Below are 24,311 nucleotides of genomic sequence, written 5' to 3'. Positions count from 1 at the left end.
GTTGCCCACCCCCACGACCCACGAACCGTTGCGGGTCGTCACCAGGCCGGCCGTCGGGGCGCCCCGGCTGGAGTTGCCGCTCCCGGTAGCCCCGATCGCCCCCGAACCGTAGGTGCCCGTGGCGTCCACGCCCGTAAAGCTCATGACGGTGAGCGATGCCGACACGCTCTGAGATAGCGCCGCCGTGACGGTGGCGTTGCTCAGCGGCGCGGGCGCAAAGGCGCGCCAGATCTCTGAGCTGCCGCTCTGGACGTTGGTGCGGCGCACCAGCGCCCACGTCAGCCCGCCGCCCGACACGCCCGTGACGGTCGTGTTGGCCCCCGAGAGGTAATCGGTCGACACAAAGGCCAGGAGCAACTCGTTGGACGACGTCGTAGAGAACGCGGGAGTCGTGATGGAAGCGGTCGACTGGTCGCGCGAGATGGTCGCGTCGATCGCGATGGCACCCCACCCGGAATCGGCGGCCAACACAAGCAGCGCACAACCCAGCAAACGCAAAAACCTCCTTATCTTTGCTGAATAAATCTGACCCGTACCGAAGGCGTGCTTCATCCGGCGGATGCTGCCAACCGCCGGACTCGATTCCAATCGTGATCTCACCGCCGGCCGATGCCGACTTATGGTTATAAATGGTTTAGATAAATTCTATCAAATACTATGGAACGTGAGAACCCAACGAATCCGCCTGCAAATATTAACCTCAACCCAATGGAGGCATTTCGTCACTCGTACCGAAGCGCCTCGATGGGATTGAGTGACGCCGCCTTCTGCGCCGGATAAAACCCGAAGCCGATCCCGATTGCCGAGCAGACCAGCACGCCCGCCAGGGACCAACCCCAGGGAAATACCATCGCCGCCTGGAGCCATGCCGCCAAAATGTTGCCCGCCACGACGCCCAAAATGATCCCGCTGACGGCCCCGAACAAAGATAGAAAAAGCGCTTCCAGCAAGAACTGACGGCGAATGTCGCGCTGCCGCGCGCCCAGTGCCTTCCGGACCCCGATTTCCCGGGTGCGCTCGGTCACGCTCACGAGCATGATGTTCATGATGCCGACCCCCGCCGCGACCAGGGCCACCGTGCTGATCACGAACGCGCCGATCCGGACGATTCCGGCAATGCTGCGAAACGCTACGGCGAGGGAATCATTGGAATAGATTTCGAAGTCGTTCGGGTCTTCCGGCCGGAGACCCCGTGTTCGCCGCAACGCGCCGATCGCCAGCCCCTTGGTTCGCTCGTAGACCAGCTGGTTCCGGGCCTCTACCGCGAGATAGATGGTCCGGTTCTTGGACCCGAAATCCTGAAAAAAACGGGTGATCGGGATCGCCACGGTATTGTCGTCATTGCCGCCAAAAGCACCTCCCCTGGCTGCAAGCACGCCGACGACTTCATACTTGCGCCCATCAATTCTGATGGTTTGTCCCACGGCGCCACCCTGTGGAAAGAGCCTCTGGAAAATCTGCTGGCCCACGATGCATACGGGCCGGTCAAACTCCACGTCCTCCTTCGACAGATTACGGCCGTCCTCGAGCTGAAAATCGTTTGCGGTCGTGAAGCCCTCGTTTGTGCCGCACAAATCGAGGTTGGGATTCGTCTTGCGGTTTCCGAAGACTGCCTGCTGGCTGTTTTCCCAGACCTTGGGGCAGATCAAGCCGGCTTCGCCTCCCATCAAACGGGCGAACTCCAGGTAATCGGAGTAGCTGATGTTGCGCCGATTCTTGAACCGGCTGTTGCCCATGACGCTGAAATTCAACGGGTATTTGGAAAGCTGAAAAATATTCGACCCCAGATAGGTCAGGCCGGTTTCGATGGACGCCTGCAACGCGGAGATGGTGGTCATCACGCTGATCACCGAGAAGATCCCGATCATGATCCCGGAAACGGTCAACGCTGAACGGAGCTTGTTGGCACCCAGTGACCGCCACGCCATGACGACAATTTCAATCAGGAGCATGTTGGGAAATGCCACAAACTCCGTGACGGGTAACTGGTGACGCGTAACGCGTAGCGGGTGCGGTTCAGCGTGTGACCTCCGAAGGCCGGGTACCGGGTATCAAGTTCCGTGTTAGTCTTGTCGTCGTGTTTCACACGTGGTGCCATGTGATCGAAGCCGCTACCCGTTACGCATTACCAGTTACCCGTCACCGAGCTTGTGGCATTTTTTCAGTGGTCACTCATAGCGCAAGGCCTCCACGGGGCTCAGCCGTGACGCCTGCCAGGCCGGTACAAACCCTGAAAAGATGCCGGTCAACACGGAGGCGACCAACGCCACGACCAGCAGGCCCGGGGAAAACCGGATGGGAAAACCGGGAAATGAGAACGCGACCAGGCTAAAGAGACCGAACGCCAGGATCCACCCGATGACGCCTCCAAGCAGGCAGATGGTGACCGCCTCAATCAGGAATTGCATGAGGATGGTACGCCTTCGAGCACCCAGAGCCTTGCGCGTACCGATCTCCCGGGTGCGTTCCCGAACGCTGACGAAGGTGATGTTCATGATACCGATCGCGCCGACGAACAAGGCCAACCCGGTGATGAACAGGCCCGCAATCGCGAGGCCGGCTTTCACCGGCCCCAGCGTCGAGCGGAAGGCCTGCTGCTCGTTGATGGAGAAATTGTCGGCCTGTTCCGGCAACAGCCCCCGAACCCGGCGAAAAGCGCCCCGCAATTCCTCCCGTGCTTCGTCCATCTGCCCGCGGTCGTTGACCTTGACCCGAATGGAGGCGCTTTCGCTGCCGGTTTTGAAATACTTGGCGTAGGAGGCGAGCGGGATGACCACCTGCGAGTCGAAGCTGAACAAGCCCAGAAAAGACCCCTGGCGTTCGAAAACGCCGATCACCTGATAGCTCTGGTTGCCAATTTTGAGCGTTTTTCCAAGCGGCTCTTCCGCTCCGAAAAGGTTCTCGGCGACGTCGAGTCCGATCACGCACACGTTCCGCCCGCCGCGACTCTCGGGCTCATTCAGGAAACGGCCGCTCCGGCAATCCGTGATCCCGACCAAAGCGTAATCGCTGGTCGTACCCATCGTGTAGACGTTGCTTAATTGCCGCGTGCCGTGCGTGACAGTCTGCATGGTGGCCGGCGCGGGGACCGCCAGCCGCAGGTGGGAATTGGGAGTGGCTGCGATAATCTCGTTGAGCCGGTTGGCGTCGGCCAACCTGATGTCCGGCCGGTTCCGGTAAAGCCAGAAATCCTCTCCGGGCGTCCAGGGCCACTGTTCGACGTAGAGCACATCATCGCCCAGCAACGACATGCTCCGGTCAAAGCCGGTGTCGATGCCGCTGACGGCGGTCCCCATCAGGATGACGGCGACGATCCCGATAACCACCCCCAGAATCGTGAGACAGGAACGGGTTCGATTCACCGCGACCTGCTGGGCAGCCATCCGGCCGCTTTCCGCCCATTCATAAAGGAGTCGTCGCATGGCCTGCGGAACCCGGGGATGAGACATCAGCCGTCATCGGCCGTAGGTCACGATCATCGGTCACGGCCTGTGGTCGTGCACACGCCGGTCGCTCTCGATTTTTCCGTCCCGGAGGCGCACCACGCGCCGGGCATACCGCGCGACCGCCTCTTCGTGGGTGACCACGATGATGGTGTTGCCCATTTCGTGCAGGTTCTCAAACAGCGTCATGATTTCCCGGCCCGTGTGTGAGTCGAGGTTGCCCGTGGGCTCGTCGGCCAGGATGATCGAAGGCCGATTCACCAGGGCACGGGCGATCGCCACCCGCTGGCGCTGGCCACCCGACAGTTCGTTCGGCTTATGGTCGAGGCGATCCATCAATCCGACGCTGACGAGCGCCTCAGCCGCCCGCCGGCGTCGCTCGACGGCCGGCACGCCGGCGTACACCAAGGGCAACTCCACATTCTGCAGGCTGGTGGAGCGCGGAAGGAGATTGAACGTCTGGAACACGAACCCGATTTCCCGGTTGCGAATCGCGGCAAGCTCGTCGTCCTCCATGTTGGCCACGTCTTTGCCGTTAAACTCGTAACGCCCGCTGGTCGGCGTATCGAGACAGCCCAGCATGTTCATCAAGGTCGATTTGCCGCTGCCGGACGGCCCCATCACGGCCAGGTATTCGTTCGGCCGGATCAACAGGTCGATTCCCTTCAGGGCGTGAACCGTCGTCGTCCCCATCACGTATCGCTTCGTGATCCCTTCAATCCGGATCACCACGTCGCCCGCGGACCGGACCGCGCAGGGCCCTGCCGCGATCTCATTTCCCATCTTTCGGTCGCTCAATTTCTACCCTCTTGCCGTCCTTCAGATCTTTGCTGACCGCCGTATACGATCCGGTGATCACCTCATCGCCGGCGCGAATCCCGGACACGATCTGGACGTAATTGTCGTCGGCGATCCCGGTCCGGACACCGATCTGCCTGGCCAGGCCGTCCTCCTTAACAAAAACCACCCGCCGCAGCTTCTTGCGGTCTTCCTTCTCCGCATCAGCATAGGAAACGCCTCTCTCGTCCCGCTCGCGATCATCTTTTAACTCGTCCGCAGTCTTGCCCCCTTCTTCAGTCCGAACCGTGACCGCCTGGATCGGCACGGAGACCACGTGATGAACCGTTTGCGTTTCGATCTCGACGCTGCAACTCATCCCCGGGCGCAGCTCCACTTCCGGGTTTGGGACCACGATTCGGACTTCAAAATTGGTCACTTCCTGCTGCGTGTTCTCGTTCTTTACCGTCGCCGTGTTGGCGATCTGCCTGACCGTGCCCGAAAAGACCCGGTCCGGGTAAGCATCGACCTGGACCCGCACCGGATCCCCCAGATCCACGTTTACAATATCATTCTCGTTAACCTCCACCCGAGCTTCCATCGCGTGCAGGTTTGCCACGCGCATCACCTCGGTCCCCGCGAAATCGCCGGTCGCGACCACCCGCTCACCGACTTCGCTGCTCAGGACGGTGATCGTGCCGTCCATCGGGGCGTAGATCACGGTCTTGCTCAGGAGATCTCTCGCCTGATCCAGAGAACTGCGTGAGACGTCGATGTTGTGGAGGGACGCCTGGTAGGAAGCCGCCGAAACCTGGCTTTTGGTTTGCGCAGCCTTGAATTCGGAGTCGGAGATCAACTTTTTCTCGAACAATGATTGCGCCCGCCGCTCGTCGAGCTGGTCGTTCAGCATTTGCACCTTGCGCTGCAGGCTGTCGGCGTCGGCGGCGCTCAGCGCCGCCTCAGCCTGCTTCACCCGCGCGAGGTAATTGTCCGGCTTGATCTTCACAAGCAAATCGCCCCGCTTTACCGCCTGGCCGACCCTTTCCGGCAGTTCGATGATCTCGCCGGCCACCTCCGGCGAAATCTTGACTTCGACTTCAGGACGGATTCTGCCGGTGGCTGTCACCCGTTGGGTGATGTCACGAATTGCCGCCGTCTCGGTCGTGACCAGCACCGGTTTCTCCTGTTGCCGCCAGGCAATGCCCGCCGCCAGGGCGATCGCGACGGTAATCACACCGGCCAGGAACCAGTGCACCCGGCGACGCCCCCTTCTCCGGAACTGCGGCGGCATGGCAATTTGTTGATGCATACAGACTAGTTCCGTTCTGGTCGCAGTCTCATCCGTGGCTGCCAACCCTGCAGACCAACCCGGCCGGCCGATCCACCCATCCGGCTGCCCAAGCCCCCAACATCTACCGCGTCCCCAAGGAACGAGGATTCAACTTTAAAATTATCTGTACCGTCTAGAGCCTTAATATACCACCTCCGTGAATAAAAGGAGAATTCGGCGTCCTGGCGCATGACTTTACACCCACTTACGTTCCGCCGCTTGCCTTCCGGCGTACCTGAGGATACTTGATCCGTTCAGATCGGCATGATGTTCGGATTTTTAGGCTTCGGCAAATTAGCATCTGCGCTCGTTGAGGGAATGCTCGAGGCGAACTGCTGCGCCGCAAATGAGGTGCTGGTCATCAATCGACATCCGGAAGATCTGGTCGGCCGCGCGGATAAACTCGGGATCCGGCTCGCGTCGAGCCCGCGGCAACTGGTGCAACAATCAGACACGATCATCGTGGGAACGAAACCCGCAGATTGTTTGCAGCTGCTGCGCGAGGTAAGACAACACCTGGACGGTAAACTGCTGATTTCCGTCGCGGCCGGGATCAGCCTCGAAAGCCTGCAGACGGCGGCGGGACATCGGACCCGGGTGATTCGCGCGATGCCGAACACCCCCTCGCTGATCCGTCAGGGCGCAACGGCCTATGCCCTGGGTGATCACGCGACGGCGAAGGACGCCGAGACGGCTGAGCACATCTTCTCGTCCGTCGGCCTTGCGTACCGGGTAAAGGAATCCGCCATCGATGCCGTGACCGGCCTCAGCGGCAGCGGACCGGCATACGTATTCACCTTCATCGAAGCGTTGGCGGACGGAGGGGTCATGATGGGGCTCCCGAGAGACATCGCACTGCAGCTGGCCATTCAGACGGTGCTCGGCTCGGCGCAGATGGTCCGGGACACCCGCCAGCATCCGGCGCTGTTGCGCGAGATGGTGGCAAGCCCCGGCGGGACCACCATGGCAGCGATCGAAACCCTGGAGATGCGCGGTTTGCGCTACACCATCATGGCGGCCGTGCGTGCCGCCGCCGACCGCGCTCGTGAGCTTGGAAAAAGTTAACCCCAACCGCAGACCGACCCCGTTCACGATGCCATTCCGACCTGCGCCGGCCCGGCGTAAAGGGCCATCCGGCGGCCCTGGCCGACAGCCGGGAATGCTCACCCTGGGTTTGATGGTCGCCGCCACCATGGCCGTCGCCCAAAGTCCCTCCCCCAGCCCGACTCCGGCGTTGCGCGCTGAGGCCCGGCTGGCCATCGAAAGGGGGCTCGCCGATTTTCACGCCAACCTGCTGGAGGATGCCAAGGCCGAATTTCTGAAACTGACGCAGCTGGTGCCGAATCATCCGGTCGGATGGGTTAATCTGGGCTCAGTCGAGTTTCGCCTGAGCCAGTTCGACGATGCGGCCGAGCACCTGCGAAAGGCTGTCCGGCTGGATCCCACGGCCGCTCCCGCCTGGCTCACCCTGGGCATCATCTGCTACCAAAAATCCGACCTCGACGGCGCCCTCGCCGCCATTAGTCAGGCCATTTATCTGGACCCCAACAACGCCCGGAATCACCTCTACCTCGGGGTGGTGGTTCGCAAAAAAGGCTGGATCGACGCCGCCGGCGACGAATTGCGCAAGGCCGTGGAACTCGACGAAAACTCTGCCGAGGCGCATTTCAATCTGGCCGTCCTTTACCTCGAGCTTAAACCCCCGGCCGTTGAACTGGCCCGGCGGCATTACCTGCGCGCCCTCACCTTGGGCGCGGCGCCCGACGCTGAGGTGGACCGCGCCTTGCGGCAAAGCCAGGAAATATCCGCAGAACACGCAGAGAACGCAGAAAAAAAATAGCGGGTAAACGGGTGTCGAGTGTCCAGTGTCGGGTGTCGGGTCACACGGCGGGCGCAGCGGGTTTGGCGGGCACAACGGAAGAGTTCACACGGCGAACACGGCGGACCACGGCGACCACGGCGGGAAGAAGGGGGAAGGGGAAAGAGTTCGGGGTTCGGAGTTCGGGGTTCGGAGTTCGGAGCGGCATCCTGGGGGGTGGGTGCGAGTGTCAGCCTTAGAGTTGCCGCCGGGTCCTCTTGATCTGCGTCAATCTGTGTAATCTGTGGATGTCTTCTCTTTTCTGCGTCCTTCTGCGTGTTCTGCGGATGATTTAATCTCCTCGCCGTGGTCCGCCGTGTTCGCCGTGTGAACTCTTACGTTGTGCCCGCCCTCCTCGCTGCGGCCGCCGTGTGACCGTGTGAACTCTTACGTTGTGCCCACCGTATGACCGAACCCCGAACTCCGAACCCCGAACTCGACATGGAGGCGGCCCTGGCGCTGCTGGACGAGCAAGGACTTCGCCGGCATCTCAGCGCCGCCGACGAGGCGGGTCCGACCCGCCTGGTGCTGGACGGCAAAGCTTACCTGAACTTTGCGTCCAATGATTACCTGGGACTGGCGCAGCATCCCGAGCTACGGGAAGCCGCCAAGGCCGCCATCGACCGGTTTGGGGTCGGGTCCGGGGCTTCCCGCCTGGTGACCGGATCCCACCGCCTGCATGCCGAACTGGAGGCCAAAATCGCAGGGTGGAAACGTGTGCCGCGCGCGTTGGCTTTTTCCAGCGGTTATGCCGCCGCCCTCGGCACGATTCCGGCCCTGGCCGGGCCGCGCGACCTGGTGATTCTCGACAAACTGGCTCATGCCTGTCTCCTTGACGGGGCACGCCTGTCCGGCGCTGGGATGCGCGTTTTTCCCCATCAGAACCTGGGCAGACTCGAGGCTTTGTTGAAGTCCAACGCAAACGCCGGGGACGGCCGGAGGGTTCTCATCGTGACCGAGTCGGTCTTCAGCATGGACGGCGATCGAGCCGACCTGAAAGCCTTGGTCGATCTGAAGGATCGCTACGGCGCTTGGCTGCTGGTCGATGAGGCGCACGCGGTCGGGTTGATCGGCAGTGCAGGGGAGGGCCTTATTTCCCTGCTCGGTTTACAGGACCGGGTCGAACTCCAGATGGGAACGCTCAGCAAAGCGCTGGGAGTGAGCGGCGGATACCTCGCCGGCAGCGCCACCCTCATCGATTACCTCGTCAACCGCGCCCGATCATTCATCTATTCCACGGCCCCCCCACCCGCGCTGGCAGCCGCCGCTTTGGCGGCCATCCGGCTCGTCGAAGCCGCGGAGGGTGCGCGGCTCCGCCGGCGCCTTTGGGCTAATGTCAATCAGCTTTGCGCTGCCCTCGAAAACTGGGCGCCCCCGGAACCGGCCAGCGCCATCGTGCCGGTAAAACTCGGAAGCGAAAAAGATGCGCTAGCGGCTTCATCCGCCCTGCGACACGCGGGGATCTGGATCCCGGCGATCCGGTATCCGACCGTTGCAAGGGGAACGGCACGGCTCAGGGTGACGGTCTCCGCCGCCCATTCCCCTGAAATGATCGCCGAGCTTGGCCGGGTGCTCCCGACGATCCTGCCGAGTCCCGGCGGCGCGCCGTCGGCGGTGCCGGCCTGAAACCACGGGACGATGATCCCGTAACCGCAGCCGGCGTGAAGAGGTAAGGGTTGCCGTGTTCAACGTTATATGTTCACTTGAACACGATGCGAACACTTTGTATTTTACCCGCAGGCGACCGGCCCGGCGTCGTCCTTGCCGGGCAAGGGTCCGATTTATGGTTTTTGAGCTTGGACGATGCCAGGAGTTACGCTGAACATTGCCTCCGGCTTACCGGCGGCAGGACTGAACTGCGGGATGAACATGGTAACCTGACGGATTGGTTCGACGTGGCGCCCGCCGGCCAGGATGGAGCCCAATTCCTGATCTAGGGATCTGCGGGATGCTCCGGGAAAAATTCCGCTCGAGTTCCCCCGGGCTCTTAGGCATCCTCGGGCCGGTTTGGTGCAGTGTGTTCCTTCGGACCGTGTCCGGATCTGAGTGCGTCCGGTCCGGCCCGTGGTTTCGCTCCCCGCGGGACGGGGGACCGGGCGGCCGGGCCGCCCGGAGTGCGGCGTTGCCTTTGCAAACCCTTCAACTCGTGGCACTCTCACTATTTTCGTATGCCCCTGGCCAAACACGATTACGACGAAAGTAAGATCAAGACGCTATCCTCGCTTGAGCACATCCGGATGCGAACCGGCATGTACATTGGCCGTTTGGGCGACGGCAGCCACGCCGACGACGGCATTTATGTGCTGGTGAAGGAGGTCATCGATAATTCCATCGATGAGTTCATCATGGGGTACGGCAAGCAGATCGACGTGGAACTGAAGGATGATGCCGTTCGGGTACGTGATTTCGGGCGCGGCATCCCGTTGGGCAAGGTCATCGAATGCGTGTCGCGCATCAACACCGGCGCCAAGTACAATGACGAGGTCTTCCAGTTCAGCGTCGGCCTGAACGGCGTCGGCACCAAAGCGGTCAACGCCCTTTCAGCCCACTTCACCGTCATCAGCCGGCGGGACGGCGAGTTCCTGCGGGCCGAATTTCAGCGGGGCGAACTCAAGTCGCAGAAAAAGGGTAAACAGGATGCTCCGGATGGCACGGAAATCATTTTTGAGCCGGACCGGACGATTTTTAAGGAATTCCGGTTTCGGGAGGAGCACCTGATCCGGCGTTTACGCCTTTACACCTTCCTGAACGCCAGCCTGAAAATCAACTATAACGGCACCGTCTATGCGTCGGCTAACGGGCTGAAAGACCTGCTCGAAGAGGAAGTCGGCGACGATCTGATCTACCCCGTGGTTCATCATCGGGAAAAGATGCTTGAACTGGCGTTCACCCACACCCACCGCCTGTCGGAGGACCATTATTCGTTCGTCAATGGACAGTACACCTCGGACGGGGGAACCCACCTGAGCGCGTTCCGTGAAGGCATGCTGAAAGCGGTCAATGACTTTGCCAAGGCCAAGTTCGAGGGTGACGACGTGCGCGAAGGTTTGGTCGGGGCGATCGCGATCCGGCTGAAGGATCCGGTCTTCGAGTCGCAAACCAAGAACAAGCTGGGAAACACCGAGATTCGCACCGAACTGGTCAACAAGGTCCGGGAGGTAGTCACCGGTTTGCTGCACCGGAACGGAGAATTGGCTGAGCGCCTCGTCAACAAGGTGCAGGAGACGCAGCGTCTGAGGAAAGAACTTCAGGATGTGCGCAAACTTGCCCGTGAACGCACGGCCGCCATTTCCCTGCGTATACCTCAGCTCAAGGACTGCCGGGTGCACCTGAACCTGGAAAAGAAGCTCGGGCACGAATCGATGATCTTCATCACGGAAGGCCAATCGGCCGCCGGTTCGATCACCAGTTGCCGGGACCCGAACACGCAGGCGGTTTTCACCTTGAAAGGCAAACCGCTCAACGTCTGGGATCTGAACCGGACCGTCGTCTACAAAAACGATGAAATGTTCAACCTGACCCGCACGCTCAACGTGGAGGAGAACATCAGGGGTTTGCGATACGGCAGGGTGATCCTCGCCACCGACGCCGACGTTGACGGGTTGCATATCCGCAACCTGTTGATCACGTGTTTTCTGCGTTTCTTTCCGGACCTGATTACGCAGAAGTTCGTGTACATCCTGGAGACCCCGCTGTTCCGCGTCCGGGACAAGAAGGTCACGCACTACTGCTACTCGGAAGCCGAAAGGGACAAAGCCCGGCAACAGATTCGGAATCCCGAGGTGACCCGGTTCAAGGGTCTGGGCGAAATTTCGCCTTCGGAATTCAAACATTTCATCAACTCGAAAATGCGGTTAACGCCGGTGACGGTGGAGGACGCGCACGCGATCCAGCCGCTTTTGCAGTTCTACATGGGCAAAAACACGCCGCAACGGCGCGAGTACATCATGGAACACCTGGTGCTCGATTCCGAATTGCTGGCCGGCTGACGGCGTTGATTGACTATCAATAAGCTTACTGTTTTCTGATGCCTGCTCTTCTCCATCTTCCGGAAGATCCGCTTCGGGATCTGATCAACGACAACTTCCTCCAGTACGCTTCCTACGTCATCCGGGACCGGGCCATTCCGCAGCTGGAGGACGGGTTGAAGCCTGTCCAGCGCCGGATCCTGCACGCGTTGTACGAAAAGGATGACGGGCGGTTCAACAAGGTTGCTAACATCGTCGGGCACTGCATGCAGTACCACCCGCACGGCGACGCTTCCATCGAAGATGCGTTGGTCAACCTGACGAACAAGACGTACCTCATCGAGGGTCAGGGTAACTTCGGCAACGTGCTGACCGGTGATCCGCCGGCCGCTTCACGTTATATCGAATGCCGCCTCACCGATCTGGCGCGCAACGAAATCTTCAATCCCAAACTCACCACTTACATCCCGAGTTACGACAGCCGTAACCAGGAACCGGTGGTGCTGCCAAGCAAGCTGCCGCTGCTGCTCATGCTCGGTGCCGAAGGGATCGCCGTTGGCCTGTCAACCCGCATCCTGCCGCATAACTTCATTGAGCTCCTGAAGGCGCAGATTGCGATACTTGAAAACAAGCGTTTCAGGCTGGTGCCCGACTTTCCGCAGGGCGGCCTGATGGACGCCAGCGAGTACGATAAGGGAAACGGCAAGGTCAAACTGCGCGCCAGGATTGAGCAGCGCGAACCGCACAAACTGGTCATCCGCGAGTTACCGTTCAGCACCACGACGGAGTCGATCATCAGTTCCATCGAGGATGCCGCCCGCAAGCGCCGGGTGCGTATCCGGTCGATCAATGACTTTACGGCGGCGGAGGTTGAGATCGTCATTACCCTGGCGCCGGGCGAGGACCCGGAAAAGGCGATCGCGGCGCTCTACCACTTTTCGGATTGTGAGATCACGCTGCACGCCAACCTGATCGTGATCCAGGGGGAACGCCCTGTGCAGATGGACGTCGACCAGGTCATCCGGTTCAATACGGACCAACTGGTTTCCCTCCTCAAGCGGGAGCTTGAGATCAAGCAGGGTGAACTCCAGGATGAGCTGCACCGCAAGACGTTGATCCAGCTGTTCATCGAGCACCGGATCTATAAACGCATCGAGGAATGCGAAACCTATGAGGCGGTCCAACAGGCGGTGCTGCGCGGTCTGAGGCCGTACCGGCCCCAGCTCACGCGCGACCTCACGATGGAAGACGTGGAGATGCTGCTCGCCCTGCAGATCAAGCGCATTTCGAAGTTCGATCTCGTCAAGAATGAAGAAGACAAAGCGCGGATCGTGCAGGAGCTCAAGGAGGTAGCCAAAAACCTGGGCGGGCTGACCGCTTACGCAATCGCCTACCTCCAAGGATTGATCAACAAGTACCAGAAGGCGTGCAAACGCCGCACGCAGCTCACGACCGCCGAGGAGATTGACGTCCGCGAACTCACCGCCAATGAACTCGCCGTCGTCTACGACCGTGAAAAGGGTTTCCTGGGATCCGGCGTCAAAGGTGAAGCCTCGTTTCGTTGTTCACCGCTGGACCGGCTCCTCATCGTCTGGGAGAGCGGGCGTTACCAGGTGCTGCCGCCCCCGGAAAAGATGTTCGTCGACAAGGATGTGCTCTATTTCGGCATCTACGACCGGGACCGGGTCTTCACCATGGTTTACACCACGCCCAAGGCGGCTTTTCTGAAACGCTTCAACATCGGCGGTGCGATCATGAATCGTGACTATTCCTGCACCCAGGATGGGGCCAGGATCAAATGGCTGGTCGACGACCCGGTAAAAGAGGTAAGGCTGAAGTTTCGCCAAACCCAGGGCGCAAAAGCCGGCGACCAGAGCTTCGATCTGGCGGCCATCCCGGTCCGGGGGGCGCGAACCCGCGGCTTGCAGGTATCCAAGCGCACGATCACCAGCATCACCGCCAAGTAAATGGTTCGGAGTTCGGAGACGTCCTATAACTGGATCCAATCTTTCGACGGAACACGGCGGGAAGACAGAATCATCCGCAGAACACGCAGAAGAACGCAGAAAGAGGAAACATCCACAGATTACACAGATTGACACACATTGGGGGGCACACGACGGATATAGCGTCTCTCTTACCCGGCACTCGACACCCGGTGTCATTGGTGGCATTCTCTGCCGCTCCGAACCCCGAACTCCGAACCCCGAACTCCGAACTCTCCCCTCTTCCCGCCGTGGTCGCCGTGGCTCGCCGTGTTCGCCGTGTGAACTCTTACGTTGTGCCCGCCCAACCCGCTGTGCCCGCCGTGTGACCGAACCCCGAACTCCCGAGCCCATAGTGGGGCACCCGTGCCGATGAGAGTAATTGCTGGCAGCGCAGGCGGGATCCGCCTCCAATCGCCTTCCCATGATTTCCGGCCGACGATGGATCGGGTGCGCGAGGCCGTTTTCTCGTCGCTGGGCGACCGCGTAATCGGTGCGGTCGTGCTTGACCTGTTTGCCGGCAGCGGCGCTCTCGCCATTGAGGCGTTAAGCCGGGGTGCGCGGAATGCCGACATCGTGGACTCTCACCGGCAAGCGATCAACGCCATCCACAGCAATCTGGCGCGTACCAAGCTGGCGGCCGGGGTTCACCAACGCGACGCCTTCAAATTCCTCGCCCAGGCGTCGGGCCCGTACGATTTGATCTTTGCGGACCCGCCCTACGTCAAGACGCCGGACGCGCCGGACCTGTTGCAAGCGCTTCTCAGGGTGGCTCGCCTGCCCGAATTGCTTGAACCGGACGGCCTTTTGGTTCTCGAGCGCAACGCCGGCGGGCCGCCGCTCGACCCCGGTCCCTGGCGCATTTTTCGGCAGAAGCGTTATAGCGGGACCGAGATCATCTACGCTACGCATCCGCAGGCAAATCCTGTATGAGGCGCTTTTTTCTGATCCTGTACAACCTCCTCCTGCCGCTTGTGCTCCTGGTCAGCTTCCCCGGTTATTTCCGCCGGATGCGGAAGCGCGGCGGCTACCGGAAAAATTTCGGACAACGCTTCGGTTACTTTTCGCCTGAGCTCAGGCGTGCATTCGCAAGGGGCAGTGGCGGCTGGTCCTGGATCCGCGCCGTCAGCGTCGGTGAGATGGTCCAGGCACTGAGCCTGGCGGAGGAACTTAAGCGGCAGGATGAAACCTTTCGCGCCGTCATCTCCACCACGACCTCTACGGGCTATGCGCTCGGTCGGCAACGGTCCCATCCGGAATGGTTGCAGGTCATCTATAGCCCGGTCGACCTTTATCCCATCGTTGCGCAGGTATGGCGCCTGCTGCAGCCGCGTGAGGTCATCCTCGTGGACTCGGACCTTTGGCCGAGCTTTCTGGCGTGTGCCCGCGCGCACGGCGCACCGGTCCATCTGGCGAATGCGCGGCTCTCGCCCCGGTCGCGAAAGCGTTACGAGGCTGCTCGGTGGATCGCCGAACCGTTGCTCTGGGGTCAGCTCACCAAGGTCTATGCCCAGCACCCGAACGAACTGGGGCAATGGCGGGCGGTCGGCCTCGACCAGGCGCGGGTGATCGCGACGGGAAGTCTGAAATATGACGCCGACGCGAACCCGCGCGTGCCGGACACCGAGCCGTTTACTTTCCGTGAGTGGCTCCGGCGACACGGATGTGAGCCCAAGACGCACCGGTTCCTCCTCGGCGGAAGTCTGCATCCCGGTGAGGAAGAACTGCTGCTGAAGGCATTCCTTCAGCTGCGCACGCGCTTTCCGGACCTGTTCCTGATCCTGGTTCCCCGCCACGTCGAGCGAACCCCGGAAATCGTGGAACTGCTGAAGACCTGCGGGATCCCGTGGACCCTCCGAAGCAAGCCGGAGTTCACGCCCGGCACGGCGATCCTGGTGGTGGACTCAACCGGCGAGCTTCGAGGGTGGTACCAGGCGGCGGATGTCGTGGTGATCGGGAAAAGTTTCCAGGGGATCGGCGGCCAGAACCCGGTGGAACCGATCCAGGCCGCCCGGCCGGTGATTTCCGGACCGCACATGGAGAATTTCGCGACCCTGATGAAAGACCTGGTCGCCGCCGGCGGCATCCGCCAACTTACGGGTGCCGAGGCGTTGCCGGCTGCCGTTGCCGATCTGCTGGATCATCCGGACCAGGCGGCGGCGACGGTTGAGCGCGCCGGTTCCGTTCTGGCTTTCCATCGCGGGGCGACGGCCCGCATCGCGGAGTCGATTCTGGCGCTGCGCGGAGAAAATGCGCGGGGTTCCTAGGGGAGAGACCGAAAAATTTCTCCTTGCACCGTGCCGGTTCGATGCCAATATTTGCGCTCCCAAAACGCAAGACCCTATCGTCCAGTGGTCCAGGACACTCCCCTTTCACGGGAGTAACACGGGTTCGAATCCCGTTAGGGTCGCTTGTTATAAGCCTCTCATGCCGAGGTACTGATAGGGCGAAGCGTGGCTGAAGATCAAAGGCATGGATGGAGCCGCAGAACTTTTGGCTGGAACACCTCAAATGGAACTTGTGGCACGGCAAGGTCGATCGGGCGTTGGAAATCACGGATGACTTGATTTACGCCCTGGAGATCAAAAACGGCAGCGCCGAGCACCGTAAGCTGCTCAAGGTCGTCCGGACGTTCGAGACCTACGTCCGCGAGAATCAAGCGTTTCTGCCCAACCACGGCGAGCGGTACCGGCAAGGCAAAGTCATCTCGACGGCCTTTGTGGAATCCGCCGTCAATCAGGTGGTCAGCAAACGCTTCGTGAAAAAGCAGCAGATGCAGTGGACGCCCGCGGGTGCCCACCTTTTACTCCAAGTCCCAACCCAAGTCTTGAATGGGGAGTGGCGTTTGGCGCTTTCGCGATGGTACCCCAGCATGCCGTGAACCCCCAAGTCGAACGCCGCGTAGCCCCCACTTTGCCCCGGTCTCGTGGCCCTTGGTTTTTTCTGGTCTCGCCGCAAATGCGGCAGCTGCGGCCCGAAGATTGGCCGCTGATCGTTTGGGAAATCGACGGCTACAGCTTGGAGGAAGCGAAAGAGCAGGCCGAACGCTTGGCCGACCGGCACGTTCCGGTTATAATCCAAGGGCAGCCCATGAGCCTCTCCGAAACGGTCGAAGTCCACAAACTCACGGTTCGGGAGTTCCACGCCCTGGAAGCGTTCCTGGATCCGGACCGCCGCCACGAACTGCTCGACGGCCGGATCCTCATCATGCCCCCGCCCGGTAATCCCCACAGCTTCGTGGCGTTCTTGCTTTTGCAATGGTTTCTTGCCCGGCAACGCCCGGGGTTGCACCCCTGGCCCGGGGGGCTGCGGTTGAATGAGGTCACCGAGGTATGGCCCGACCTGACCCTGCTCTCCCGGCCGCCGCGTTCGGGCCCGGATAACCCGCTCTGCAGCGAGGCGACCCTGGTGATAGAGGTGTCGCGCACCACGCTCTCCTACGACGTGGGCGACAAGCTTCGGGCCTGTCAACAGGCCGGGGTGCCGGAATACTGGGTCGCGGACGTTCAGGGCCGCCGCGTGCTGCGGCACCTGGCGCCCGACTACCGGAGCGAAACCTTCGCCGGCAGCGAAATGCCGCTCTCGCCCCAAGCCTACCCCGACGTCTCGATCGACGTGAGCGCGCTTTTTGCCGGTTCGTGATCCGCCTTGGGTCCGGCACGGGCATCCACGTGGATGACCGCGGCCAGCTCGGAGACACCGGAAAAAACCGAGGGCGGAACCGATGCCAGGGGCTGCGCTCGCCGATGGCTTACGCAAGAGCGTAGGAGTGAGTGCGGCGGCAAGGCTTGGCCAGCGCCCGCGTCTTGCCCCCGTTTTTTTCCCGGCCTCACTGAGCCTCGGCTGCGGCGCCAGTCGCATCCCCTTCGTCAACTGACACAGTTGCGGCGAATCCTTCAGTCGATGAGCACGCGTAACCAAGGGACCAACATGGCGGCCCGCTCGCGGCGCCGGGGGGCTGGGCGTCGGCTATACTGCTCCCCAAAAAATTCGACTCTCCCGCACTTTGCGTGGAACGTCAGGGAAGGGGTGCCGGCCGTCTACCGGAGGACGGGCAACTCTCCTCCGCGTATCGATCCCTGCTTCCCCCCTTCCATTCAAGCCGAGCGGTGCCACCACGCAAAGTGCGGGAGAGCCCGAGGGGGAGCACCTCAAGCTTCGGCGTTGCACGGCAAGTTTTCGATTTTTGTCTCGGCAAAAGACGCTCAACTTTCCATCAGTAGAACAGCGCGAAAGCGCGCCTTGCCGCTGTGCATTTGTTCGTAGGCGTCCGCCACGCGGCTAAGCGGAAACGTCTGGATCATCGGATGCACGTCGCTCAGTGCACTGAATTCCAATGTGTCCTGAGAGTCGCGGGCCGTACCGGAATACCAGCCCGAGATTTGCCGCCGGCCCGCTATCAACGGCATCACGCCCACGGTAAGCGGATCGTTCGGCACAGCCGGAATCAGGAGATTACCGCTTAGACCCAGTCCAGCAACGACGTCAGAGATCGCCTTCGCGCTCGGAGCGGTCGCAAGAATCACCCGCGCGCCGCCGAGCTTCTGCAGTTCAGCCACGGTATCGGCGGCGGACGAATCGATGTAAACGTGTGCGCCGAGTTTTTGCGCGAGCGGTTCTTTGTCTTTGCCGCGCCCCAGCGCAATGGTCTTGAAGCCCATTTTGCGCGCATATTGCACCCCGAGATGTCCGAGGCCGCCAATCCCCTGCACTGCGACGACGTCACCGGGACGCGCGCCGGAGTTGCGCAAGGCATTGAAGACCGTTACACCTGCACACATGAACGGTCCGGCTTCCGCCGCCGGCAAACCGTCAGGAATCGCCGCCAGCGCTTCCGCCGGCGCGATCGTGTATTCGGCATAGCCACCGTCGTAATCGATGCCCGTCACTTTGCGATTAACGCACATGGCGAAATCCCCGCGTCGGCACTCATCACACACGAAATCATGGCCACCGTGCCAGCCTACGCCAACCCGATCGCCTTCTTTCCAGCCCGTGACTCCCGCTCCAAGAGCATCAAGGTGGCCGGCAATCTCGTGCCCCGGCACACGCGGGTATTGCAGACCCGGCCAGAGTCCTTCCTTTACCAGCACGTCGCTGTGGCAGATCCCACAGGCTTCTACCTTGACCCGCACCTGCCCCGGCCCTGGTTCGGGAATGTCGCGTTCAACCAACTCAAAATCGGCCCCTGCTGTGCCGATTTGCGCCGCTTTCATCCTTTTGCTCATGCGGTTTCTCCGGAATAAACTCTGGCTTTGACGGACGCTAACAGGTCCGTGCTGATGGTCTGGACGTCGTACGCATACCGGTGCGGAACTCTGTGCAGGTTGTCAGGGTTCGGTTCTTCAGTAGCTTTACAGGCAGAGGCGCAGAATCGGAATAAGGTACGATCTGGCCGCCGTCGCCGTGCATCAGGAGAACGGACACGGTTACCTTTTTCTGGTATTCGGTGAATCAAGTTCGGCATCATCTTTTCGTCTTCGTTTTTGCAGTGACCGGAAATCGTCGGGTTCAATACTGCGCATTGGTTCCTGAGGTTCGAGGGAAGGGATCGAGCCGGTCCCTGTAATTGTAGTCACAACGGTACTGGCGTAAAGCGGGCGATCGACGTTGAGAGCGGCGTGCATCTCCGCTTCCAAGGCGCCGTTTGCAGAAGTCTCATGCGACCGGGCTGCCTTACTCCGCAGGCGCAACGTACTTTCAGGTCTCGTAATCGCTTGGACGGGACCGATGATGGGGCGCGTAGAAAACGGCGAAACCGAGTTGTGGTCATTGATTCTGGATTGCTGCAGCACCTAGCTGGCCCACGTAGTACCCGAGGCGATTTTCAACATCGCCGGCCGTGTGGAAGCCCCGCTTCATCAACGCCTTCAGCTTCGCCCGGCTGGCGGGGCGCCCAAGCGAAGCCACAAAGGCGTCCCACTCGGGCACGATTTCCGCGTCCGGCGGCAGGCTGGCGATATCGACCAGGCGTTTTGTTTCCGCGATGGCCCGTTTATCAAAGGACGCAATCCGCACGGCAAGTGCCTCGAAGGAATCGAGCTCTGCGTCCGGCAAAGCACGATTGACATAGCCATAAAGCTCGGCGAGGCCGCCCGGGATATCATCTGCCCCGAGCAGCACTTCCAGCGCACGCCCTCGACCGATGAGACGAGGCAGGCGTGCCATGGGACCGCCGCCTGGAACCAGGCCGGCACCGACCTCCCATTGGGACAAGATCGCTTTTTCCCGGCTCGCGAAACGCATATCGCTTGGGTTGGTGCCGGTTCCCGGGGTGCCAGGAACCGACAACTTAACTTCCAGTCGCCCATCGTCCATGCGGGAGGTGCCGCCCTCCCGGCCGCCGGTGATGGTGTGGGCCCGCGCGGTGTATAACCGGTCTTGGCGTTTTGTCATGGTAGGTCCCCTTTTTCTATTTTCCGGGTCGCTCCACATTCGCGAGCAGCTCGATCTCGCTCGGCCCGTTAGTATCGTGTAATATTGGCAGGTGCTTATCCGCGACCCTGATATTTCGAGACACACCGGTATCGGAGCCATCGTGGCGTGTGGCGCCAGAGTCGACAATGACCGTCGATGCAATTGACGGCACCTGGCCCATAGTATGCTCGATAAGAAAGAGCTACTATCACAGGCAACAACTGATCGCCGGAGAAAAAACGATGAAATTTATGCTCGATAACCCAACAGCAAGAGCTGGATCGCCTTTCTTAGAATGGTCCCATGCATATTGGGTGTTACGGAGTGATGGGGCAGAAAAGCGGTTCAAGGGCTACGAACGTTCAGAATCCGACCAAAAGTACTTTTTATGAGCACCACACAAAAGCCGGCCGCCATCGTCACAGGCGCTTCCAGCGGCATTGGCCTCGGACTCACGCAAGCGCTTCTCGGCCACGGCTATGGCGTGGTCGGCACGGCTCGGTCGATCAGCCGGTCCAAGGAGCTCCAAGCCTCGGGCGACCTGATCCTCATCGACGGCGACATCAGTAAAAAGGAAACCGCCATCAACGTGGCTCAGGCGGCCATCGGCCGGTTTGGCCGCATCGACCTGCTGGTCAATAACGCCGGCATCTTCCTCCCCAAGCCGTTTGCCGACTACACCGAGGGTGACTACCGCCTGGTTATGGACACCAACGTGGCCAGCTTCTTCTTTATGACCCAGCAGGTGATCCCGGCGATGAAGAATCAGGGTTCGGGGCACGTGGTCAACATCTCAGCGGTAGTCGCGGACCAACCCAGCGGTCGCTCGCCGGCCCTCCTGGCCGTGCTGTCAAAGTCGACGATGCCCGCCGTGAGCAGGGCTTTGGCGCTAGAGTACGTCGCGAACAACATCCGGTTCAACACCGTGTCGCCCGGCATCATCAACACGCCCATGCACGCCCAGGATGATCCTGCGGTGCTGGCGAAATTTCATCCGCTCGGCCGTATGGGTGAGGTTTCTGACATCGTCGATGCAGTGCTGTATCTTCAGAACGCCACGTTCGTCACGGGCGAAAATCTGCGGGTGGATGGAGGGGTCCATGCCGGCCGGTAATGATTCTACTGTCGCCAAACCCGGCTCGCGCTTGCGCGAACTGGGCCTGGTGCTTCCGAAACCGCCCGCTCCTCTGGGGGCTTACGTCGAAGCGTCCCAGGTGGGATCGTTGCTCTTTATTAGCGGCACTTTGCCGCTGTGTGATCGAAAGTTGGCGATCTCGGGACGGCTGGGCGCGGACCTTTCGGTCGATCAGGGCCGCGAGGCGGCGCGCCTGGCCGCATTAAACGCCTTGGCGGCGGCCCAAGAACATCTCGGCGATTTGGACCGGCTCAAACGGTTGGTGAAACTCTCCGTGCTCCTATTAACGACGGAGGGCTTCGTAGAGCACGCCGCGGTTGCCGACGGCGCTTCGAGCCTCTTTGTCCAACTGTTCGGCGCGGATGCGGGACACGCCCGCGTCGTGTACGGGGTACACAGCACGCCCGTCGGCACACCGGTCATCGTTGAGACGGTCTTTGAGATCCAACCGCCTCCGCCCGGAGTTCACCCAGCAACTTTATGAGTAAACGGGTCGAGACACTACTGTCCGTAAATATTCGGTGAACGCGTCTGTCGAAAGAGGGGCTTAAAGCTCATTTTCCGCGGGACACGTCGCGGGTAAGCTGCTAGGGTGAGGCCCCACCCATGGGGACCACCACGCCATCGGCCGAGAGCCAAGCAACGACGACGCTCGGACAGGAACCGGCCTCGCTCCGAGAGCAGAATCGGCTTTTGCACGCCGAAGTCATCTCCCTGCGTCAGCAGGCCCATTACCACCGCAGCCAGCACCGGCGCGCGGTGGCCCGGGCCGAGGAACTCCAGGCCCAGGTCGACGCGCTCAAAGCCAAAGTGGCCGACCTGCAGCAGCGGCTGTTTGGTCGCAAGAGCGAGCGACGCAACCGAGTGCTCCTTTTAGGAGGCACCGAGCCAAGCGGCCTCGCCCGTCGCGCCCGGGGTCAGCAACCCGGCCGGGCCGGTCATGGCCGCACGCTGCGGCAAACCCTTCCGGTGGTGGAAACCGTCTTGGCGCTCAGCGACGCAGCGTTGCGTTGTCCCTACTGCGGGTTGCGGTGGGATCCGTGGGGTCCCCCGCACACCCGGGAACAGATCGAATGGGAAGTGCGCCTGTTCCGGGGGCGCACGACTCGACTGAAGTACCGCCGGCCGGCCGGCTGCCAATGCCAGCCGCAGCGGCCGGATATCATCTCGGCGCCTCCGGCGCCCACGGTCATTCCCAAGGGCCTGTTGGCCAATAGCTTCCTTACCGAAGTGCTGGTGCTGAAATTTCTCTACCACGTGCCCTTGGAACGCATCCGGGCCATGGCGCGCAGCGCGGGGTTAACGTTGAGCGCCGGGACCCTCTGCGGGGCGCTCCAAAAGCTTGTGCCGCTCTTTGAGCCGCTCTACGAGGCCATTCAGGCCCAGAGCCGCCAAGCCGCCTTATGCCTGATGGACGAGACGCGGTGGGAAGTCTTCGTCGAAGAACCTCACAAAGGCAGCCACCGCTGGTGGCTTTGGGTGGTCGTGACGCAGCAGACCCGGCTTTACATTGTCGCCCCGTCGCGCTCGGCGGCCGTGCCCAAAGCCTATTTTGGCTACGAGCCCGCCGAGGCCCGATGCCGCTATGAGCCGATGGTGGTCGTCGATCGCTTCAAGGCTTATTCATTCCTAAAAGAGCTGTTGCAGTTAGCGTATTGTTGGGCGCATGTGCGACGGGATTTTCTTCATCTGCGGCTCGGGGGTCAAGAGGGGGAGGCCTGGGCGGATGGATGGATCGAACGCATCGGCCAACTCTATGAGTTAAATCATCAGCGACTGACGTTGGCCAAAAGCCCGGAGGGCCCGGAACCCTTGCCGGCCCCCTTTGTGGAACTGGATCCCGGGCGCATGAGCCGCGCTGAGTATGCCCAAGCCGATGCGGCCGTCCATCAGGCGCTGGCTTCTATGGAGCAGCAGTGCGCCCAGGAACTGGCCCAGAGTCATCTCGGCCGGCTTCGGCGCAAAGTGCTCACCAGCTTGCAGACCCATTGGCCGGGGCTGACCCTCTTTGCCGATCATCCCCAAATCCCGATGGACAACAACGGGGCCGAACGGGCGATCCGGCCCGGCACGATCGGGCGCAAAAACTACTACGGCAGCGCCTCGAAGTGGAGCGCGCAGCTGCTGGCCCTGATGTTAACTCTGTTGCAGACGTTGGTACTGCACAACATCAATCCTCGGGACTATCTGAAGGCCTACCTGGACGCCTGCGCGCGCAATGGATCCAAAGCGCCAGAGTCCCTGGAGCCCTGGTTGCCGTGGAACTTTATCACCCCCGAGGCCACCGGCGGGGAGGATGCGCCGCCAAGGGTGCCCGCAAGGGAGTGCCGGGCGCGCGGCCCATGAGCGCGCCCCAAGCCGACGCTTCGACGCGCTTCTGCGGCCGGGACTTTAGCCCGGCCGAACTGGCGCGCATCCGAGGCCTCATCGCTCAAGGTAACACTTGGCGCAGTGAGCTCGCGCGGCAAGTCTGCCAGGAGTTCGGCTGGCGCAATGCCCAGGGCCGCCTTAAGGAGATGAGTTGTAAGGTGGCGCTGCTGCGCATGGAGCGCGCCGGCTTGCTCGTGCTGCCACCTCCCCGCGGCCGTAACGGCAACGGCAAAAAGGCCACGCCGGCGCAGCAGCTTTTGGCGTTGGAACCCGCCCCCCTGACCCTACCCGCCCATCAGCTGCAGGCGTTAAAGCTAGAGTTAGTTCGTACCCCCCTGGAGCGGCGGCTTTACCGCCAGATGATGGGGGCGCATCACTACCTGGGCTACTACCCGATGCCCGGGGCCCAGTTGCGCTACCTCCTCTACCACGGCTCCCAACTGCTGGGCGGCCTGGGCTTTGGCGCCAGCGCCTGGGCGCTGGCCGACCGGGATCGCTTCATCGGCTGGTCGGGCCCCCAACGCCAGCGCAACCTGCACCTGGTGCTTAACAATCACCGCTTTTTGTTGCTGCCCTGGGTGCGCAGCCCCAACCTGGCCTCCCGCGTGCTGGGTGGGGTGTGCCGCCGCCTGGGGGCCGACTGGCTCGAGCGCTACGGCTACCGGCCGGTCCTACTGGAGACCTTCGTCCAATGGCCCCGCTTTAGCGGCACGGCCTATCGGGCGGCCAATTGGGTCTGCGTCGGGCTCACCAAAGGCCGGGGCAAACTGGAGAAGCGCCATCAAACCGTTTTGCCCCAGAAAGCCATCTTTCTTTACCCCTTGCGTCCCGATTTTAAAAAGATCCTCACGTGCTGAGACCCACCGTGTTCACCGAATATGTACCCCGAATTTCACGTAAGTCCCTGACGCTGAGCCTGCACCGTGAGGAATCGAACCTACAACCCAGTGATTAAAGGTTCACGGGTTCCGGCACCCCTTCGTGCGCCGTCCTGACCCCTTCTGCTCCTTCCCGAGCCGCTGTACGAG

20 protein-coding genes, 1 tRNA gene and 1 pseudogene are annotated in these 24,311 nt (G+C 61.4%); 15 read left to right on the top strand and 7 right to left on the bottom strand.

Features of this window, described 5'->3' with window-relative positions; all coding sequences use genetic code 11:
• The 5 genes from JO015_06955 to JO015_06935 all read right to left on the bottom strand — a co-directional run.
• Nucleotides 1-498: hypothetical protein (locus tag JO015_06955; protein ID MBV9998837.1), on the bottom strand; the 498-nt coding region annotated here is incomplete at its 3' end.
• A gap of 224 nt (nt 499-722) precedes the next feature.
• The gene (locus tag JO015_06950) at nt 723-1,952 is read right to left on the bottom strand and encodes an ABC transporter permease (GenBank protein MBV9998836.1); all 1,230 of its coding nucleotides are present in this window, start codon (nt 1,950-1,952) and stop codon (nt 723-725) included.
• Nucleotides 1,953-2,168: 216 nt separating this feature from the next.
• Nucleotides 2,169-3,422 (bottom strand): ABC transporter permease, encoded by a 1,254-nt coding sequence (locus JO015_06945; protein ID MBV9998835.1) that lies wholly within the window; start codon nt 3,420-3,422, stop codon nt 2,169-2,171.
• 60 nt (nt 3,423-3,482) lie between these two features.
• Nucleotides 3,483-4,226, bottom strand: a complete 744-nt coding sequence (locus JO015_06940; protein ID MBV9998834.1) for an ABC transporter ATP-binding protein — start codon at nt 4,224-4,226, stop codon at nt 3,483-3,485.
• Nucleotides 4,216-5,529, bottom strand: coding sequence for an efflux RND transporter periplasmic adaptor subunit (locus tag JO015_06935; protein ID MBV9998833.1), 1,314 nt, complete (start codon nt 5,527-5,529; stop codon nt 4,216-4,218). Before JO015_06935 ends, JO015_06940 begins: the two co-directional genes overlap by 11 nt.
• A gap of 285 nt (nt 5,530-5,814) precedes the next feature.
• On the opposite strand from JO015_06935, the gene proC reads away from it, so the two are divergent.
• The 11 genes from proC to JO015_06880 all read left to right on the top strand — a co-directional run bounded on the left by proC (nt 5,815) and on the right by JO015_06880 (nt 17,003).
• A complete protein-coding gene (proC, locus tag JO015_06930; protein ID MBV9998832.1) occupies nt 5,815-6,615 on the top strand; it encodes a pyrroline-5-carboxylate reductase in 801 nt (266 codons plus the stop codon).
• 94 nt (nt 6,616-6,709) lie between these two features.
• Entirely contained in the window at nt 6,710-7,390 is a 681-nt protein-coding gene (locus JO015_06925; GenBank protein ID MBV9998831.1) for a tetratricopeptide repeat protein, read from the top strand.
• A gap of 423 nt (nt 7,391-7,813) precedes the next feature.
• On the top strand, nt 7,814-9,034 hold the full coding sequence (gene bioF, locus JO015_06920) for an 8-amino-7-oxononanoate synthase (GenBank protein ID MBV9998830.1): 1,221 nt from the start codon (nt 7,814-7,816) through the stop codon (nt 9,032-9,034).
• An 86-nt stretch (nt 9,035-9,120) separates the two neighbouring features.
• A complete protein-coding gene (locus tag JO015_06915; protein ID MBV9998829.1) occupies nt 9,121-9,345 on the top strand; it encodes a hypothetical protein in 225 nt (74 codons plus the stop codon).
• Nucleotides 9,346-9,576: 231 nt separating this feature from the next.
• Nucleotides 9,577-11,397: an ATP-binding protein gene (locus JO015_06910; protein ID MBV9998828.1), complete on the top strand. Its 1,821-nt coding sequence runs from the start codon at nt 9,577-9,579 to the stop codon at nt 11,395-11,397.
• A gap of 38 nt (nt 11,398-11,435) precedes the next feature.
• Nucleotides 11,436-13,343 (top strand): DNA topoisomerase IV subunit A, encoded by a 1,908-nt coding sequence (locus tag JO015_06905; GenBank protein MBV9998827.1) that lies wholly within the window; start codon nt 11,436-11,438, stop codon nt 13,341-13,343.
• A gap of 390 nt (nt 13,344-13,733) precedes the next feature.
• A complete protein-coding gene (rsmD, locus tag JO015_06900) occupies nt 13,734-14,294 on the top strand; it encodes a 16S rRNA (guanine(966)-N(2))-methyltransferase RsmD (protein ID MBV9998826.1) in 561 nt (186 codons plus the stop codon).
• The gene (locus tag JO015_06895; protein ID MBV9998825.1) at nt 14,291-15,628 is read left to right on the top strand and encodes a hypothetical protein; all 1,338 of its coding nucleotides are present in this window, start codon (nt 14,291-14,293) and stop codon (nt 15,626-15,628) included. Before rsmD ends, JO015_06895 begins: the two co-directional genes overlap by 4 nt.
• A 70-nt stretch (nt 15,629-15,698) precedes the next feature.
• Nucleotides 15,699-15,771 (top strand) — tRNA-Glu (locus JO015_06890).
• A 66-nt stretch (nt 15,772-15,837) separates the two neighbouring features.
• The gene (locus JO015_06885; protein MBV9998824.1) at nt 15,838-16,242 is read left to right on the top strand and encodes a hypothetical protein; all 405 of its coding nucleotides are present in this window, start codon (nt 15,838-15,840) and stop codon (nt 16,240-16,242) included.
• 77 nt (nt 16,243-16,319) lie between these two features.
• A complete protein-coding gene (locus tag JO015_06880) occupies nt 16,320-17,003 on the top strand; it encodes a Uma2 family endonuclease (GenBank protein MBV9998823.1) in 684 nt (227 codons plus the stop codon).
• Nucleotides 17,004-17,566: 563 nt separating this feature from the next.
• Here JO015_06880 and JO015_06875 read toward each other — a convergent pair.
• Nucleotides 17,567-18,577: an alcohol dehydrogenase catalytic domain-containing protein gene (locus JO015_06875; GenBank protein MBV9998822.1), complete on the bottom strand. Its 1,011-nt coding sequence runs from the start codon at nt 18,575-18,577 to the stop codon at nt 17,567-17,569.
• A gap of 553 nt (nt 18,578-19,130) precedes the next feature.
• Nucleotides 19,131-19,613: pseudogene (locus JO015_06870) on the bottom strand (enoyl-CoA hydratase/isomerase family protein).
• 553 nt (nt 19,614-20,166) lie between these two features.
• Between JO015_06870 and JO015_06865 the strand changes: the two are divergent.
• From JO015_06865 to JO015_06850, 4 genes are all read left to right on the top strand, one after another.
• On the top strand, nt 20,167-20,892 hold the full coding sequence (locus JO015_06865; GenBank protein MBV9998821.1) for an SDR family oxidoreductase: 726 nt from the start codon (nt 20,167-20,169) through the stop codon (nt 20,890-20,892).
• Nucleotides 20,879-21,397 carry a RidA family protein gene (locus JO015_06860; protein MBV9998820.1) on the top strand — a complete coding sequence of 173 codons (519 nt, stop codon included), beginning with the start codon at nt 20,879-20,881 and terminating at the stop codon, nt 21,395-21,397. Before JO015_06865 ends, JO015_06860 begins: the two co-directional genes overlap by 14 nt.
• A gap of 122 nt (nt 21,398-21,519) precedes the next feature.
• Nucleotides 21,520-23,259 carry an IS66 family transposase gene (locus JO015_06855; GenBank protein MBV9998819.1) on the top strand — a complete coding sequence of 580 codons (1,740 nt, stop codon included), beginning with the start codon at nt 21,520-21,522 and terminating at the stop codon, nt 23,257-23,259.
• Entirely contained in the window at nt 23,256-24,140 is an 885-nt protein-coding gene (locus JO015_06850) for a DUF4338 domain-containing protein (protein MBV9998818.1), read from the top strand. The genes JO015_06855 and JO015_06850 overlap by 4 nt, the downstream gene beginning before the upstream one ends.
• Nucleotides 24,141-24,311 lie beyond the last annotated feature (171 nt).

The organism is Verrucomicrobiota bacterium, from assembly GCA_019247695.1.
Taxonomy (GTDB): domain Bacteria; phylum Verrucomicrobiota; class Verrucomicrobiia; order Chthoniobacterales; family JAFAMB01; genus JAFBAP01.
The sequence above is the reverse complement of the archived record's forward strand: the minus strand, read 5'-3'. Positions and strand labels throughout refer to the sequence as shown.